The organism is Pseudomonas sp. Bc-h (assembly GCF_002080045.1).
Taxonomy (GTDB): Bacteria; Pseudomonadota; Gammaproteobacteria; order Pseudomonadales; family Pseudomonadaceae; genus Aquipseudomonas.
In genome coordinates this window covers 123,281-139,052 of the sequence record NZ_MUIN01000015.1, presented here as the reverse complement: position 1 = coordinate 139,052, position 15,772 = coordinate 123,281, and the positions used below count along the sequence as shown (strand labels likewise).

The window sequence follows — 15,772 nt, the reverse complement described above, 5'->3', positions numbered from 1 at the left end:
GCGCCGCTGGATGCCACTCAAGTCGAAGCCACGTATCTCAAAAGCAGGCCACGTACCGGGCTGCTTGAACGCATCTTCAAGCTGAGCCTGCATGGCACCACCGTTCGAACCGAGCTGTTGGCGGGCCTGACGACCTTCATCACCATGGCTTACATCATCTTCGTCAACCCCAACATCATGGCCGACGCCGGCATCGATCATGGCGCTGCGTTCGTCGCCACCTGTATCGCCGCCGCGCTGGGTTGCCTGCTGATGGGCCTCTACGCCAACTGGCCAGTGGGCCTGGCGCCGGGCATGGGCCTGAACGCGTTCTTCACCTATACCGTGGTCGGCACCATGGGTTACAGCTGGCAGACGGCGCTGGGCGCGGTGTTCATCTCGGGCGTGATCTTCATGATCCTGACCCTTTCGCGCATTCGCGAATGGCTGCTCAACAGCATTCCGGTCAGCCTGCGCTTTGCGATGGGTGCGGGCGTCGGTCTGTTTCTGGGCCTGATCGGCCTGAAGACCGCTGGCATCGTGGTCGACAGCCCGGCGACGCTGATCAAGCTCGGTTCGCTGCGTGAGCCTGGCCCGTTGCTGGCGGCCATCTGCTTCCTGATGATCGCCGTGCTGAGTTACCACCGGGTATTCGGCGCGATCCTGATCAGCATCATCACCGTGACGCTGGCGGGTTGGGGGCTGGGGCTGGTGCATTACGACGGCATCTTCTCCATGCCGCCGAGCCTGGCACCGACCTGGATGGCGATGGACATCGCAGGCGTGTTCAACGTCAGCATGATCAGCGTGGTGCTGGCTTTCCTCTTCGTCCACATGTTCGACACCGCTGGCACCCTGATGGGCGTGGCGCAGCGGGCCGGCCTGGTGAATGACGATGGCCGCATCGAAAACCTGTCCCGCGCCCTCAAGGCCGACAGTGCGTCGAGTGTGTTCGGCGCGATGGTCGGTGTGCCGCCAGTGACCAGCTATGTAGAGAGCGCTTCGGGTGTGGCCGCCGGTGGTCGTACCGGATTGACCGCTGTCACCGTCGGCGTATTGTTCGTTGCCGCAATGTTCTTCGCGCCGCTGGCGGGCATGATCCCGGCTTACGCCACCGCAGGCGCGCTGATTTATGTGGCGATGCTGATGATGGGCGGCATGGCGCACATCGAGTGGGACGAAGCCACTGACGCGATCCCTGCCATCGTGACCGCGATCATGATGCCGCTGACCTTCTCGGTCGCCGACGGGATTGCCTTGGGGTTCATCACTTATGTTGTGCTGAAAGCCTGCACCGGCCGTCACAAGGAGATTTCGGTCAGCCTGTGGGCGCTGTGCGCGATCTTCATTGCCAAGTTTGTGTTCTTGTAAGCAAGCATTAAAGCATCCCCCTGCAGGAGGCGTCGGAAGTGACGACGTCTCCCACAGGAGCACGTGCAAGCTGCACCTCGACGTCACCCACCGGTGGCGTTTTTGCTTTTCCGAATTTCACAAAAGGAGATTGACCGCATGACCCTGGAAACCTGGCTGCTGTTCAGCGGCGCTGCGCTGGTGGTGATTCTGATCCCGGGACCTCTGTCCCTGCTGATGATCGGCAACAGCCTCAACTACGGCCTGCTGCGTTCCTACCCGGCATTTCTAGGGGGCGTGTGCGCGTCGATCTGCCTGCTCAGCGCTTCGGCCCTGGGGCTTGGCGCGTTGTTGATGGCATCGGAGCAACTGTTCAGTGCCTTGAAAATCGTCGGTGGCCTGTACCTGTTCTACCTCGCCTGGCAGAGCTGGAAACAATCCCGGCAACCCGCCACGGGCGCAGAAGTGCCGGAGGCGTTGACTCATCCGGGCTTCGCGCCGCTGTTCTGGCGCGCCTTCGTGCTGGGCGGCAGCAACCCGAAAGACATCCTGTTCTTCGCCGCCTTCCTGCCGCAGTTCTTGAAAGCCGATCAGCCTTTCCTCGGTCAACTGGTCACCATGATCATCACCTGGACCCTGCTGGACCTCGCCTGCAAATTGTTCTACGGCTTGAGCGCCCAGGGCGCTGCCCGCTATTTGCGTACCGGCAAGGGCCAGAGCTGGTTTAACCGCATCAGCGCCGGGTTGTTTGGTGGTGCAGGTGCCGCCGCACTGATCAGCCACTGATCGGACATTGCCCACCTCACTGTTCCTGCGGACGAAAAAAAGCCCGCAGTGTGGGGCGGGCAAGAGGAACGGGGCAAAGCAATGAAGCGAGTGAAGCGGGTTTGACTAGCTGCCGCGATAGGTCGAGTAGCTGTAAGGCGAGATCAGCAGCGGCACGTGGTAGTGGTCCTGATTGGCGTCGATACCAAAACGCAGCACCACTTCATCCAGAAACGCCTGATCGCCCAGCTTCACGCCTTTGGTGCGGTAGTAATCCCCGGCGCTGAATTGCAGCTGATAGACACCTGAACGGTAATCATCGCCCTGTAACAGAGGAGCGTCGCAACGACCGTCGCTGTTGGTCAGCGCTTCAGCAACCTTCTCCAGGCGCTCGCCTTCGACTCGGTACAGGGCAACGCGGATTGCGCTGCCGGGGCAGCCGTGCGCGGCGTCCAGCACATGTGTGGTCAGTCGTCCCATGGCGTGTCAGTGCCTCATTTGATGGTTGGAAGTAGGGGCTCGCACTCTTTCAGTGCCTTGCAGGGCATTGAGGAATGCGAGCGATGAGCAATTAAGACACTTTCAAAAAAAATTGTACACAATAAAAATGAGAATTTAGAGCGCCGCTGCCAATCGTTGCAGCACAGGCCCGAAACAGCGGGCGTCGCGGAAAATATTGAGGTTTTTCCAGCGAAGTTGACCACTCAGGCAAGTTTATTGCAGCGACATACGGCATGAGAAAAGCAAAAAAACAGGCTTACAAATCGTAAATAAAGTTGTATACAATCTATCCATCGCCGCGGCGGCCTGATGACTTAACCAAGGCCCTGCCACAGACAACACGTAGATAAGGAAGATTGCAGTGAGCGCCGACTATCCACGCGACCTGATCGGTTACGGCAGTAACCCGCCCCACCCACACTGGCCAGGCAATGCCCGGATCGCACTGTCGTTCGTACTCAACTACGAAGAAGGCGGCGAGCGCAATATCCTGCACGGCGACAAGGAATCCGAAGCGTTCCTGTCCGAGATGGTCGCTGCGCAACCTCTGCAAGGCCAGCGCAACATGAGCATGGAGTCGCTGTACGAATACGGCAGCCGAGCCGGCGTGTGGCGCGTTCTCAAGCTGTTCAAGCAATTCGATATCCCGCTGACCATTTTTGCCGTGGCCATGGCCGCCCAGCGTCATCCGGATGTGATCCGCGCGATGGTCGACGCAGGCCACGAGATCTGCAGCCACGGTTACCGCTGGATCGACTACCAGAACATGGACGAGGCGCAGGAACGCGAGCACATGCTCGAAGCGATCCGCATCCTCACCGAACTCACCGGCGAACGTCCGCTGGGCTGGTACACCGGTCGCACGGGCCCCAACACCCGTCGCCTGGTGATGGAAGAAGGCGGGTTCCTGTACGACTGCGACACCTATGACGACGACCTGCCGTATTGGGAGCCGAACAACTCCACCGGCAAGCCGCATCTGGTGATTCCGTACACCCTGGACACCAACGACATGCGCTTCACCCAGGTCCAGGGTTTCAACAAGGGCGACGACTTTTTCGATTACCTGAAAGACGCGTTCGATGTGCTCTACGCCGAAGGTGCCGAAGCGCCGAAAATGCTTTCGATCGGCCTGCACTGCCGTCTGATCGGCCGCCCTGCCCGTCTGGCCTCGTTGCAGCGCTTCCTTGAATACGTCAAAGGACATGAGCAGGTGTGGTTCGCCCGCCGCGTGGAAATTGCACGCCACTGGCACGACAAGCACCCGTTCGAAGGAGGCAGCAAATGAGCCGTTTCCAGACACTGACACCCTCTTCTCTGAGCCGCGAAGACTTTGTCCAAGCCTTCGCTGACATCTACGAGCATTCGCCTTGGGTGGCCGAAAAAGCCTATGACCTGGGCCAAGGCACTGATCTCGACGACATCGAGACGCTGCATGCGCGTATGAGCGATATCCTGTTGAGCGCCGATCACGCCACGCAACTGGCCCTGATCAACGCTCACCCGGATCTTGCCGGCAAAGCCGCCGTGCAAGGCCAACTGACCGAAGCCAGCACAAACGAACAGGCTGGCGCCGGTATCCACCAATGCACGAGCGACGAGTTTGCACGCTTCACCGAGCTGAACGACGCCTACAAGGCCAAGTTCGCGTTCCCCTTCATCATGGCGGTAAAAGGCAGCAACCGGCATCAGATCCTCGCGGCATTCGAGACGCGTATTCACAACTCGGCAGACACCGAGTTCGCCTGCGCGCTGGCCGAGATCAATAAGATCGCGATGTTCCGCTTGCAAGCGCTCTGACCTTGATACCGAGCCCTGACGACCCTCTCCACGCCCATTACCAGAGGCAGACAAAATAATGAAAGCTTACGCCGTACCCTTCGAAAAATTCGTCAACCTGGCCGATGCCCGTCTGGGCACCAAGATCATCTCCGTCACCGACGACTGGTTCGCCGATGCCAACCGCCTGTTCCAGCCGACCCCGGCTGTTTGGAAAGAAGGCGTGTTCGACGACAACGGCAAGTGGATGGACGGCTGGGAATCGCGCCGCAAGCGCTTCGAAGGTTATGACAGCGCGGTGATCCGCCTGGGCGTGGCCGGTTCGATCAAAGGCGTGGACATCGACACCTCGTACTTCACCGGCAACTACCCGCCATCCGCCTCGCTGGAAGCCTGCTTCCTGGCGTCGGGCGAGCCGGATGAAAGCACCGTGTGGACTGAAGTGCTGTCGGCTGTCGAATTGAAAGGCGACAGCCATCACTACCACGAGATCAGCGACACCAAGGCCTACAGCCACCTGCGTTTCAACATCTACCCGGACGGCGGCGTCGCGCGTCTGCGCGTGTACGGTGTGCCGCACCGTGACTGGTCTTCGGTGGGCGACAACGAACAGGTCGATCTGGCCGCAGCGTTGAACGGCGGTCGTGCGCTGGCGTGCTCCGACGAGCACTTCGGTCGCATGAGCAACATCCTCAACCCGGGCCGTGGCGTTAACATGGGCGACGGCTGGGAAACCGCGCGTCGTCGTACGCCAGGCAACGACTGGGTCATCGTCGCATTGGGTCATGCCGGTGAAGTCGAGCAGATCGTCGTCGACACCCTGCACTTCAAGGGCAACTACCCGGACAGCTGCTCGATTCAGGGCGCGTACGTCAAAGGCGGCACCGACAGCCAGATCGAAACCCAGAGCCTGTTCTGGCGCGAACTGCTGCCGAGCCAGAAACTGGAAATGCACGCCGAGCACACCTTCAACGAGCAGATCAAGGCGCTGGGCCCGATCACCCACATCCGCCTGAACGTGTTCCCGGATGGTGGCGTAAGCCGTCTGCGTGTGTTGGGCAAGGTTGCCAAATAACCCGGATGTAGCTGGCTGTTATTGAAAACTGTTGCTGTCGTTCCCACGCTCTGCATGGGAATGCACTGCCGGACGCTCCGCGTCTATCAAGAGCGGACGCAGAGCGTCCAGGGATGCGTCACCACGCAGAGCGTGGGAACGATCAAGACAAAAATTGCAGTGTTTTCATTTACGAATTTCGAGAAAGAAGAACCCGCATGCGCAAACTGATTATCGAGCCGTTGACCAAAGAAGCCTTCGCCCCTTTCGGTGATGTCATCGAAACCGATGGCAGCGATCATTTCATGATCAACAACGGCTCGACCATGCGCTTTCATCGTCTGGCCACCGTTGAAACGGCAACGCCGGACGACAAGGCGATCATCAGCATCTTCCGCGCCGATGCGCTGGACATGCCGTTGACCGTCAGCATGCTGGAGCGCCATCCGCTGGGCAGCCAGGCTTTCATTCCGCTGCTCGGCAACCCTTTTCTGGTCGTGGTCGCGCCACTTGGCGATGCACCTGAACCAGAGTTGACCCGCGCCTTCATCTCCAATGGCAGGCAGGGTGTTAATTACCATCGCGGCGTCTGGCACCACCCGGTGCTGACGATCGAAAAGCGGGATGACTTCCTGGTGGTTGATCGCAGTGGTACTGGCAATAACTGCGATGAGCATTTCTTCGAAGAGAGTCAGAAGATGATTCTCGATCCCCAAAAATAATGAGGGTCTGACCGCTCGTTAAGTAGCGGAAGACTAACGGTAAAGACTGTGGCTGCACATCTGATGGAATGGCTGAATCTGGGCGTGCGCTGGATTCACATGATCGTCGGGATCGCCTGGATCGGCGCGTCCTTTTACTTCGTCTGGCTGGAGAACAACCTCAACCGCGCCAACCCGCGCGATGGCTTGAGCGGTGATCTGTGGGCGATCCACGGTGGTGGCATCTATCACCTGGAAAAATACAAGCTGGCTCCGCCGACCATGCCGGACAACCTGCACTGGTTCAAATGGGAAGCCTACTGGACCTGGATGTCGGGTGTAGCGCTGCTGTGCATCGTGTTCTACGCAAACCCTACCCTTTACCTGCTGGCCCCCGGCAGCACCCTGAGCGGCGCCGAAGGCATTGCCATTGGTGTCGGTTCGCTGATCGCCAGCTGGTTCATCTACGACGTGCTCTGCGACTCGCCACTGGGCAAGCGCCCGGGCCTTCTGGGTCTGGTGCTGTTCGTGCTGGTCATCGGTGCCTGCTACGGCTTCACTCAGGTGTTCAGCGGCCGTGGTGCATACCTGCATACCGGCGCGATCCTGGGCACGATCATGGTCGGTAACGTGTTCCGCATCATCATGCCGGCGCAGCGTGCGCTGGTCGCGGCCATTGCCGAAAACCGTACGCCTGATCCGACGCTGCCCGCCAAGGGCCTGCTGCGTTCGCGCCACAACAACTACTTCACCCTGCCGGTGCTGTTCATCATGATCAGCAACCACTTCCCGAGCACCTACGGCAGCCAGTACAACTGGTTGATCCTGGCGGCGATCGCAGTGTGTGCGGTGTTGGTTCGTCACTACTTCAACACCCGTCACAACAGCCACAAGTTCGCCTGGGCACTGCCGGTCGGCGCACTGGGCATGATCTGCCTGGCGTACGTGACTGGCCCTGCGCAAATGCCCCGTGGTCCGGAAGTCGCCAAGATCGAGTATCAGCCCCTGCCTGCCACAGCCATCGGCGGTCATCGCGCCGACGAACCTAAACCTGAAGTCGCGCCCGCCCCTGCCGAAGCGGCTCCCGCTCAGGCGAGCAACGCCGGTGGTGTGGATTTCGACAAGGTACACAGCGTGATTCAGGAACGCTGCGCGGTCTGCCATTCGGCCAAACCGACCAGCCCGCTGTTCAGCAGCGCGCCAGCCGGGATCATGTTCGACACCCCGCAACAGATCCAGCAACTGGCTCCGCGCATCCAGGCCCAGGCCGTGACCGCGCAGATCATGCCGCTGGGCAATATCACCCAGATGACTCAGCAGGAGCGTGATCTGCTGGGTCAATGGATCGACAAGGGGGCGCAGACCAATTGATGCAAGGGGCGTCGATAATGCCCCTGTTGCAGCTGAATACCCTGATCCAACTGCTTTAACCGATCTACCTGATGTACCCGATATACCTGATGTATCCGCCCCCTGTGAGAGGGAGCTTGCTCGCGAAAACCTAGGCTCAGCCAGTGCAGGTGTCACAGGCAGGCCGCCTTCGCCAGCAAGCTCCTTCCCACAGTGGACCGCGGTGCTGCTGCTCTTGATACAGACGTTCCACCGCCCAGCCGCAACGGGCGTACTCAAAAATAAGAACAATTGAGGTGTTGCATGTCCGAGTCAACTCACGCGCGCATCCCTGCTGCGCCACCACGACAGCCCCTGCCACTGATGCAACTGATTCTGGTGGGCCTGCAACACGTCCTGTTGATGTACGGGGGTGCCGTTGCGGTGCCGCTGATCATCGGCCAGGCCGCTGGCCTCTCCCGCGAAGAAATCGCCTTCCTCATCAACGCCGACCTGCTCGTCGCCGGCATCGCCACGGTGGTGCAATCGCTCGGCATCGGCCCATTGGGGATTCGCATGCCGATCATGATGGGCGCCAGCTTTGCCGCCGTCGGCAGTATGGTCGCCATGGCGGGCATGCCGGGCGTGGGTCTGCCGGGGATCTTCGGCGCGACCATCGCCGCCGGGTTCTTCGGCATGCTCATTGCCCCGTTCATGTCGAAAATCGTGCGCTTCTTTCCGCCGTTGGTGACTGGCACCGTGATCACCTCGATCGGCCTGTCGCTGTTCCCGGTTGCAGTGAACTGGGCCGGTGGCGGCAGCAAGGCGGTGAGTTTCGGTGATCCACTCTACCTCGCCGTTGCGGCGCTGGTGCTGTTGACCATCCTGCTGATCAACCGCTTCATGCGCGGTTTCTGGGTCAACATCTCGGTGCTGATCGGCATGGGTCTGGGCTACATCATTTCCGGCTTCATCGGCATGGTCGACCTCAGCGGTCTGGCCCAGGCGGATTGGGTCAAAGTGGTGACGCCGCTGCACTTCGGCATGCCGCAGTTCAGCCTCGCGCCGATCCTCTCGATGTGCCTGGTGGTGGTGATCATCTTCGTCGAGTCCACCGGGATGTTTCTGGCGCTGGGCAAGATCACCGACCGCGAAGTCACGCCCGGCATGCTTCGCCGCGGCTTGCTGTGCGACGCCGCCGCCTCGTTCCTCGCCGGTTTCCTCAACACCTTTACCCACTCCTCCTTCGCCCAGAACATCGGCCTGGTGCAGATGACCGGTGTGCGCTGCCGTTCGGTGACTATCGTCGCCGGTGGCTTCCTGATTCTGTTGAGCCTGCTGCCCAAAGCTGCGTATCTGGTGGCGTCGATTCCACCGGCAGTACTCGGCGGCGCGGCGATTGCCATGTTCGGCATGGTCGCCGCCACCGGAATCAAGATCCTTCAAGAGGCCGACATCTCCGACCGCCGCAACCAGCTCCTGGTTGCAGTCAGCATCGGTATGGGCCTGATTCCGGTGGTTCGACCGGAGTTCTTCAGCCACCTGCCGCACTGGATGGGGCCGATCACCCACAGCGGTATCGCCATGGCGACCCTCAGTGCCGTGCTGTTGAACCTGTTGTTCAACGTGCTCGGCGGTGCCGAACGCGCCGCCATGGCAGGTCCTGCACACTCGCACTGACTGACCGGCTGGTCGCACTGCCCTGTTTTCGACTTCGGTGCTCTTTCAAAGAGCACTTGAGGCCGGCTGCGCGAGTCAGTATCCTCCGCCGCCGCTCGAATGTTGCTCAAAAACAGGGTTGCAAGACCGCGTAACTTATCCTGACTGACCCGACAGATAACCGATCAATCTCTGCGCCCTCGAAAAGGCACGAATAAATACCCGAATCGACTGTTTCCAAAACAGTTGACGAGACTTTTTCGTCTTTTTTCAGGGTGTTGGCTCAGCTCTTGCTATCAATTAAAAAGCTGATCGATTGGACAGGTTAATCAGTAAAAACAAGGCGCCGAAACAGAGCGTCAATCATTGGGCAACAACGACTTTTAATCCAAGGGAGTAATTGCATGAACCGTACGCTTTCCAGCCTGATGGCCGCAGGTAGCCTGCTTGCCGCCGCTCCGGCCATGTCGGGCGATCTGCTGCAGTGGCAGAGCAACAGCCTGACTTACCTCTACGGCAAAGACTTCGCCGTCAACCCGGAAATTCAGCAGACGTTTACCTTCGAACATGCCGATGGCTGGAAATACGGGGACAACTTCCTGTTCGTGGACAACATCTTCTACAACGGCAAGAAAGATGCGGGCGTCGGCAATAACACCCTGTACGGCGAGTTCTCCCCTCGCCTGTCGCTGGGCAAGATCTTCGATCAGAAATTCGAACTCGGCCCGATCAAGGACGTGTTGCTGGCAGGCACTTACGAGTTTGGTGAGGGCGACGTCGAGTCCTACCTGATCGGCCCGGGTTTCGACCTTAACATCCCGGGCTTCGACTACTTCCAGCTGAACTTCTACAAGCGCTACAACGACGGCCATCGCGCGGGTTACGGCGCCTGGCAGATCACCCCGGTCTGGTCCTACACCATTCCGGTGGGCAAATCCGACATCCTGATCGACGGGTTCATGGACTGGGTCGTGGACAACAAACAGTCCAACACCAAAGGCGACTACCACTCCAACCTGCACTTCAACCCACAGATCAAATACGACCTGGGTAAAGCGCTGAACCTGCCGGATCGTCAGCTGTATGTCGGTATTGAATACGACTACTGGACCAACAAGTACGGGATCAACGACACCCGTTACTTCGACACTGACCAGAACACGGCGAGTTTGTTGGTAAAGGTTTTCTTCTGATGACAGGCGGCGTGGGACGTACAGTGAACCACGCCGCAATTACTTTCAGCGTTATCGCTCGACCGGGCCGGGTTCGTGCTGCTCGCGACTTACCAATCGCGCCCCGGCAAGCGGTAATCCAACGCCCACCACCAGCAGGCTCCACAAGACGTACTCCAGTCCGAACAGCAAAAGTGCTCCGCCGACCATAAAGGTGGCAAGGCTCGGTACGCCCAGCGCGCAGATCAGTAGTGCGTGGGTGCCCAGCTTCTTACTGAATGGCACACTCGCGCTGAATACGCAGGTCAGCCACAAGTAAAGCCAGGCAACGATAGTCAACAGATAAACACTCAGGTGCAACAAGTCACCGGACATTCCGTATCCATGCATCGGCGTATCTCCTTCTTCCAGGCCCCGGGTATCGAAGTGGCTGTTCGATCCATCGATGCGCCGCCGAAAAGTTTACACCCCCTACAGAACTAAAAAATGCCCCTGGTCGTGCACTGATCGCGAATGACTCAACAACTGCCTCTCTCAGTTCGGTTATTACATTGAGCGAACTTGCGCAGAGCATGGCTGTGTTCCAGGTCATGAAACTCCGCGCCGCGATAGTCGGTTTAAAACCGAAAGCCTGAAAACGCCGGAAGATCAAATAGCCGATAACTGACTGACCGCCCTGTGGCCGTCCGGCTTGCCGGCGGTGACGTCTTCAAGATCGCAACCGCCGGCAAGCCGTGCTGCTACGTGAACCGAGGGCATCCGCTTCAGGGGCGGTTTTCCCACGGCAACGGCTTGCCCGCTCGCACCTTGGCGTTGAGCGAACGCAGCAGATCAAGTGGATCGCGGTCTTTCATCGCGTGGCTCTGCTCGTCGACCCAGGTCATGACCTGCTGCCGATCGAGCGTCGGCCTTCGATGTAGGATTTCCACCAGCTGTCGCTCACAGTGCTGGGCATAGGCGACCACGCTAGAAAACAAAGGGCTGTTCATGTCCGACACCTCGCCACCAGATACCCGTTCAGGCCTTGAAAAGGCGCCACATTTTTCCCGCTCCGGTTACCGCAGCCAGCACGATAGCACCGGCAATCACTCCGACGACAGCGTTAAGCAGGGTCGGCATGACCCAGGACAACCCGCTCACTGCCGAAGCCGTCGCTGCGGTGATGGACTCGACTCCGTGATGCAACACCGGCAGTCCGTGGACGAGAATACCGCCACCCACCAGAAACATCGCCGCCGTGCCGATCACCGACAGGCTTTTCATCATGTACGGTGCGGCCGTCAGTACCCCGCGCCCCACTGCACGTTGCATCCGGCGAAGGCTGCCCTCGCCTTCAAGCTCGCTGAGGTACAGCCCGCCATCATCGAGTTTGACGATCACCCCGACCAGGCCGTACACGCCGATGGTCATGACGATGGCGATGCCCGACAGCACGATCACCTGCTGCGTCAGCGAAGCCCCGGCCACGGTGCCCAGGGTGATGGCGATGATCTCGGCCGAGAGAATGAAATCGGTGCGAACCGCGCCCTTGATCTTGTCCTTTTCGAAGGCAACCAGATCGGTCGCAGGGTCGGCCACGGCTTCGGTCAATTGCGCATGTTCGGCGTGATCTTCCTCGGTGCTGTGCAGAAACTTGTGGGCCAGTTTTTCAAAGCCCTCAAAACACAGGTACGCGCCGCCGAGCATCAACAAGGGTGTCACCGCCCAAGGCAGAAACGCGCTGATCGCCAACGCCGACGGCACCAGAATCAGCTTGTTGATGAACGAGCCCTTGGCCACAGCCCAGACCACCGGCAGCTCGCGTTCGGCGCGTACGCCCGATACCTGCTGGGCGTTGAGCGCCAGATCGTCGCCCAGTACTCCAGCGGTTTTCTTCGCCGCCATCTTGGTCATCAGCGCAACGTCGTCGAGTACCGTAGCGATATCGTCGATCAGCACCAAAAGACTGCTTCCTGCCATGAGTGTTTTCCCGTTCCGGATATATTGGCCGAGCATAGCCTGCCCGCTCGGCTGCGGTCTGCCTTTGCAGCAATCTTGAGCCTGCCGCGAGGCCGGTGCTAACATTCGCCACCGCCGAGCAGGCAAGGAAATTCCGCTTTATGAGCAGCATCCGCGAGCGCAACAAAGAACTGATCCTGCGCGCAGCCAGTGAAGAATTCGCCGACAAAGGGTTCGCCGCCAGCAAAACCAGCGACATCGCCGCCAAGGCGGGTGTGCCCAAGCCCAACGTCTATTACTACTTCAAATCCAAGGAAAACCTCTACCGCGAGGTGCTCGAAAGCATTATCGAGCCGATCATGCAGGCCTCGACGCCGTTCAATCGCGATGGGGTGCCGGCTGAGGTGTTGAGCGGCTATATCCGCTCCAAGATCCGCATTTCCCGCGACCTGCCCTTCGCCTCCAAGGTCTTCGCCAGCGAGATCATGCACGGCGCGCCACACCTGACGCCCGAGCAGGTGGAGCAGCTCAACGGCCAGGCAAAGCACAACATCGATTGTATTCAGGGCTGGATCGACGATGGCCTGATCGCTCCGCTGGACCCGAACCATCTGATGTTCAGCATCTGGGCCGCGACCCAGACCTACGCCGACTTCGACTGGCAGATCTCGACGGTTACCGGCAAGGCCAAGCTGGACGACGCCGATTACGAAGCCGCCGCCCAGACCATCATTCGTCTTGTATTGAAGGGCTGTGAACCCGACCGCTGAGCCTTAGGGCGCGTTGCGGGTTTGCAACGCCTTGTCCACGCCGTCGAGCAACTGACCGAAGCTCCACGGCTTGCGGATGAACGTCACCGCATGCTGTACGCCAGAGCTTTCAGGGGTCTCGTGACCGGACATGATCAGGATCGGAATCTGCGGCCACTTGTCCCCCGACAGGTTCGCAAGGTCGGCGCCGTTCAAGGTGCCGGGCATCAGGATATCGGTCAGCAGCAGCGACACGCGGTCGGCGTGACCGTCGAGAAACTTCGCAGCCTCGTCGGCGCTTTCCAGCGCGTGAGTCGCAAAACCTTCGTCGCCCAGAATCTCGCACACAAAGTCGCGAATTATCGACTCGTCCTCCACCACCAGAATGAGTCCTTTTTCCTGCCCGTTTGCTGCCATTTGCGCTGCATCCACAATAATTTTTCCCATTGCCTGCCCGGCCGGCCCTGTCCTGGACTCGGGTTGTTGTCCGTACTGTGAACGGCGCCAGCGCTGGAAATTCCATCTGGCGATGACATTTGGTCGAAACGGTTGTAACAGAGGGAGAAATTGCGCGCGAAACGACATTTCTGCAGGCATGAAAAAACCCGCCGAAGCGGGTTTGTGCAACACCGTCCAACATCCTGTCGGCAGCCATTCCTGGCAAACGGTCGATCATCCTTGATCCTGCAGCGATCCTTCGCTGCAGTTGATGGATCCAATGTACTGCGCAAGCGGGATCCAACCTAGAGCGAAACTCTCCACTTCGTGTAAGCTTTTGGCTATACCTGTAAAAAATCTGACGCCACTTTCTGGGCGTCTACATGACGTTTCTGCCTTAGCCGACGGCTAGCTGCCTATTTTCTGTGAACCCCCTCACGTTTGCCCGGAATGAGCCGAGATGCTTGAAGACGGCCTGTCTTCGAAAACGAGCGGTGGGGCGGACCGGTCGTCTCGCAAGCCGGTGGTGGAAACGGTTTGCGCAATAACAAGAACAATGAACGGAGTGACGTTATGAATATGCGCAATCTCTCGATCAGTCGGCGTCTGTGGCTGATCCTTATCGTCGCTGTGTTGATGCTGTTCACGCTGGCTGTGGCCATGCTCAAGCAAATCCATGACGACCTGTATGACGCCAAAGCGCAGAAAACCATGCATGTGGTGCAGACCGCCAGCGGCCTGCTCGACTACTACCATGGCCTGGAAAGCGCCGGCACCCTGACCCGCGAGCAAGCCCAGCAGCAGGCCATGGACGCGATTCGCGGCCTGCGCTACAACCAGACCGACTATTTCTGGATCAACGACCTGCGCCCGGTGATGATCATGCACCCGGCCAACCCCAAGCTGGTGGGTCAGGATCTGTCGGGCGTGAAAGACCCCGACGGTTTCCAGGTCTTCAACGAAATGGTCGCCGTGGCAAAAGCCAAGGGCGCAGGGATGGTCAATTACCGCTGGCCAAAACCGGGGGCCAGCGATTCGGTCGAGAAAACCTCCTACATCGCCCTGTTCACGCCGTGGGGCTGGATCATCGGCTCAGGCGTCTACGTCGACGATGTACAGGCTGAGTTCCAACAGCAGGTGATCAAGGCGCTCTCGATCAGCGCAGGCATCATTCTGGTGATGGCCCTGCTGTTGATCGTCATTGGCCGCAGCATCGCAGGCCCGTTGAAAACCACGGTCGAGGCCATGGCCAACATTGCCAGCGGTGAAAGCGACCTGACCCGCAGCCTGGAAACCCACGGCAACGACGAAATCACACAACTGGCGCGGCACTTCAATGCTTTCACCGCCAAGCTGCGTCGGGTCGTGACCGAACTGCAGTTGTCAGCGGTCGGGCTGGGTCAGGCGTCCAGCGAACTGGGCAGCAATGCCGTGCAGGCTCAGGAGCGCAGTCAGCAACAGTCTTTGCAGATGGAACAGGTGGCGACAGCGGTCAACGAAGTGACTTACGGCGTGCAAGACGTCGCCAAGAATGCGGAACACGCTGCCAGCGAGATGCGCAATGCCGAGTCCCAGGCGCAGCAAGGCCAAGCCAACATCGACAGCAGCCTGAAGCAGATCGATCACTTGTCCGGCACCATCAATCAGGCCGTGGAAGTGATTCGCACCCTGTCCAGCGAGAGCACGCAAATTGGTGGGGTGCTGGAAGTCATCAGCTCCATTGCCGAACAAACCAACCTGCTGGCTTTGAACGCGGCCATCGAAGCCGCGCGGGCGGGTGATCAGGGGCGCGGCTTCGCGGTGGTCGCCGATGAGGTTCGCCTGCTGGCTCAACGCACGCAGAAATCCACGGCGGAAATCCAGGCGATGATCGAGCGCCTGCAAACCCACTCCGACGCTGCGGTGAAAGTCATCGGCGACAGCAGCCGCTCGTCTCAGTTGACCATCGAACAGGCGAACCTCGCCGGGCAAAGCCTGACGTCGATCAGCCAGGCACTGCGCAACCTCAATGGCCTGAACGCCTCGATTGCTAGCGCGACATTGCAGCAATCCCACGTGGTGGAAGACATCAACCAGAACGTCACCCAGGCCGCGCAGTTATCGCAGAGCACTGCGGTGGCGGCTGAGCAGTCCAGTGCGGCAAGCGCACAACTCAAAGGGTTGAGCGAGCAATTGAATGGGTTGTTGAGGCAGTTCAGGGTCTAAGAGGCGCTTGCTCGCGAAAGCTCAGGGACATCCGATGGATAAGTATTGGCTGTCATGAGCCCTTCGCGAGCAAGCTCCCTCCACGGTGTTTCGTGTGGTCTGTGAAATCTCAGCCAGGCTCTTGAACGAGATCTGCCTCTTAGGCCACTATGT

Annotated in this window: 16 protein-coding genes; 11 read left to right on the top strand and 5 right to left on the bottom strand. The window is 59.4% G+C overall.

Annotation, left to right across the window (positions count from 1 at the left end; translation table 11 throughout):
- Positions 1–6: 6 nt before the first annotated feature.
- The gene (locus tag BWR59_RS27790) at positions 7–1,350 is read left to right on the top strand and encodes an NCS2 family permease (RefSeq protein WP_143490976.1); all 1,344 of its coding nucleotides are present in this window, start codon (positions 7–9) and stop codon (positions 1,348–1,350) included.
- A gap of 138 nt (positions 1,351–1,488) precedes the next feature.
- A complete protein-coding gene (locus BWR59_RS27785; RefSeq protein ID WP_081568898.1) occupies positions 1,489–2,115 on the top strand; it encodes a LysE family translocator in 627 nt (208 codons plus the stop codon).
- Positions 2,116–2,220: 105 nt separating this feature from the next.
- On the opposite strand, the gene uraH is transcribed toward BWR59_RS27785, so the two are convergent.
- The gene (gene uraH, locus BWR59_RS27780; protein WP_081568897.1) at positions 2,221–2,574 is read right to left on the bottom strand and encodes a hydroxyisourate hydrolase; all 354 of its coding nucleotides are present in this window, start codon (positions 2,572–2,574) and stop codon (positions 2,221–2,223) included.
- A 382-nt stretch (positions 2,575–2,956) separates the two neighbouring features.
- Here uraH and puuE point away from each other — a divergent pair, with 382 nt between their 5' ends.
- The 7 genes from puuE (at position 2,957) to BWR59_RS27745 (ending at position 10,310) form a co-directional block, all read left to right on the top strand.
- Complete coding sequence (gene puuE / locus BWR59_RS27775) at positions 2,957–3,883, top strand: allantoinase PuuE (protein ID WP_081568896.1); 927 nt, start codon at positions 2,957–2,959, stop codon at positions 3,881–3,883.
- Positions 3,880–4,395 carry a 2-oxo-4-hydroxy-4-carboxy-5-ureidoimidazoline decarboxylase gene (uraD, locus tag BWR59_RS27770; RefSeq protein WP_081568895.1) on the top strand — a complete coding sequence of 172 codons (516 nt, stop codon included), beginning with the start codon at positions 3,880–3,882 and terminating at the stop codon, positions 4,393–4,395. The genes puuE and uraD overlap by 4 nt, the downstream gene beginning before the upstream one ends.
- Before the next feature lie 58 nt (positions 4,396–4,453).
- Positions 4,454–5,449: an allantoicase gene (alc, locus tag BWR59_RS27765; RefSeq protein ID WP_081568894.1), complete on the top strand. Its 996-nt coding sequence runs from the start codon at positions 4,454–4,456 to the stop codon at positions 5,447–5,449.
- A gap of 197 nt (positions 5,450–5,646) precedes the next feature.
- Entirely contained in the window at positions 5,647–6,150 is a 504-nt protein-coding gene (locus BWR59_RS27760; RefSeq protein ID WP_081568893.1) for an ureidoglycolate lyase, read from the top strand.
- A gap of 48 nt (positions 6,151–6,198) precedes the next feature.
- Positions 6,199–7,500: a urate hydroxylase PuuD gene (locus BWR59_RS27755; protein WP_081568892.1), complete on the top strand. Its 1,302-nt coding sequence runs from the start codon at positions 6,199–6,201 to the stop codon at positions 7,498–7,500.
- A gap of 282 nt (positions 7,501–7,782) precedes the next feature.
- Positions 7,783–9,138 carry a nucleobase:cation symporter-2 family protein gene (locus BWR59_RS27750; RefSeq protein ID WP_081568891.1) on the top strand — a complete coding sequence of 452 codons (1,356 nt, stop codon included), beginning with the start codon at positions 7,783–7,785 and terminating at the stop codon, positions 9,136–9,138.
- Positions 9,139–9,521: 383 nt separating this feature from the next.
- Positions 9,522–10,310 carry an outer membrane protein OmpK gene (locus BWR59_RS27745; protein ID WP_081568890.1) on the top strand — a complete coding sequence of 263 codons (789 nt, stop codon included), beginning with the start codon at positions 9,522–9,524 and terminating at the stop codon, positions 10,308–10,310.
- A gap of 51 nt (positions 10,311–10,361) precedes the next feature.
- On the opposite strand, the gene BWR59_RS27740 is transcribed toward BWR59_RS27745, so the two are convergent.
- The 3 genes from BWR59_RS27740 to BWR59_RS27730 form a co-directional block, all read right to left on the bottom strand.
- Complete coding sequence (locus tag BWR59_RS27740; protein WP_081568889.1) at positions 10,362–10,679, bottom strand: hypothetical protein; 318 nt, start codon at positions 10,677–10,679, stop codon at positions 10,362–10,364.
- Positions 10,680–11,053: 374 nt separating this feature from the next.
- Positions 11,054–11,278 (bottom strand): hypothetical protein, encoded by a 225-nt coding sequence (locus BWR59_RS27735; RefSeq protein ID WP_230982100.1) that lies wholly within the window; start codon positions 11,276–11,278, stop codon positions 11,054–11,056.
- Positions 11,279–11,306: 28 nt separating this feature from the next.
- Positions 11,307–12,248 (bottom strand): DUF808 domain-containing protein, encoded by a 942-nt coding sequence (locus BWR59_RS27730; RefSeq protein ID WP_081568888.1) that lies wholly within the window; start codon positions 12,246–12,248, stop codon positions 11,307–11,309.
- A gap of 140 nt (positions 12,249–12,388) precedes the next feature.
- Here BWR59_RS27730 and BWR59_RS27725 point away from each other — a divergent pair, with 140 nt between their 5' ends.
- On the top strand, positions 12,389–12,997 hold the full coding sequence (locus tag BWR59_RS27725; RefSeq protein WP_081568887.1) for a TetR/AcrR family transcriptional regulator: 609 nt from the start codon (positions 12,389–12,391) through the stop codon (positions 12,995–12,997).
- A 3-nt stretch (positions 12,998–13,000) separates the two neighbouring features.
- Here the strand turns inward: BWR59_RS27725 and BWR59_RS27720 are convergent, their stop codons facing one another.
- The gene (locus BWR59_RS27720) at positions 13,001–13,393 is read right to left on the bottom strand and encodes a response regulator (RefSeq protein WP_081568886.1); all 393 of its coding nucleotides are present in this window, start codon (positions 13,391–13,393) and stop codon (positions 13,001–13,003) included.
- 594 nt (positions 13,394–13,987) lie between these two features.
- Here BWR59_RS27720 and BWR59_RS27715 point away from each other — a divergent pair.
- Complete coding sequence (locus BWR59_RS27715; protein WP_081568885.1) at positions 13,988–15,619, top strand: methyl-accepting chemotaxis protein; 1,632 nt, start codon at positions 13,988–13,990, stop codon at positions 15,617–15,619.
- The last annotated feature ends 153 nt before the right edge of the window (positions 15,620–15,772 follow it).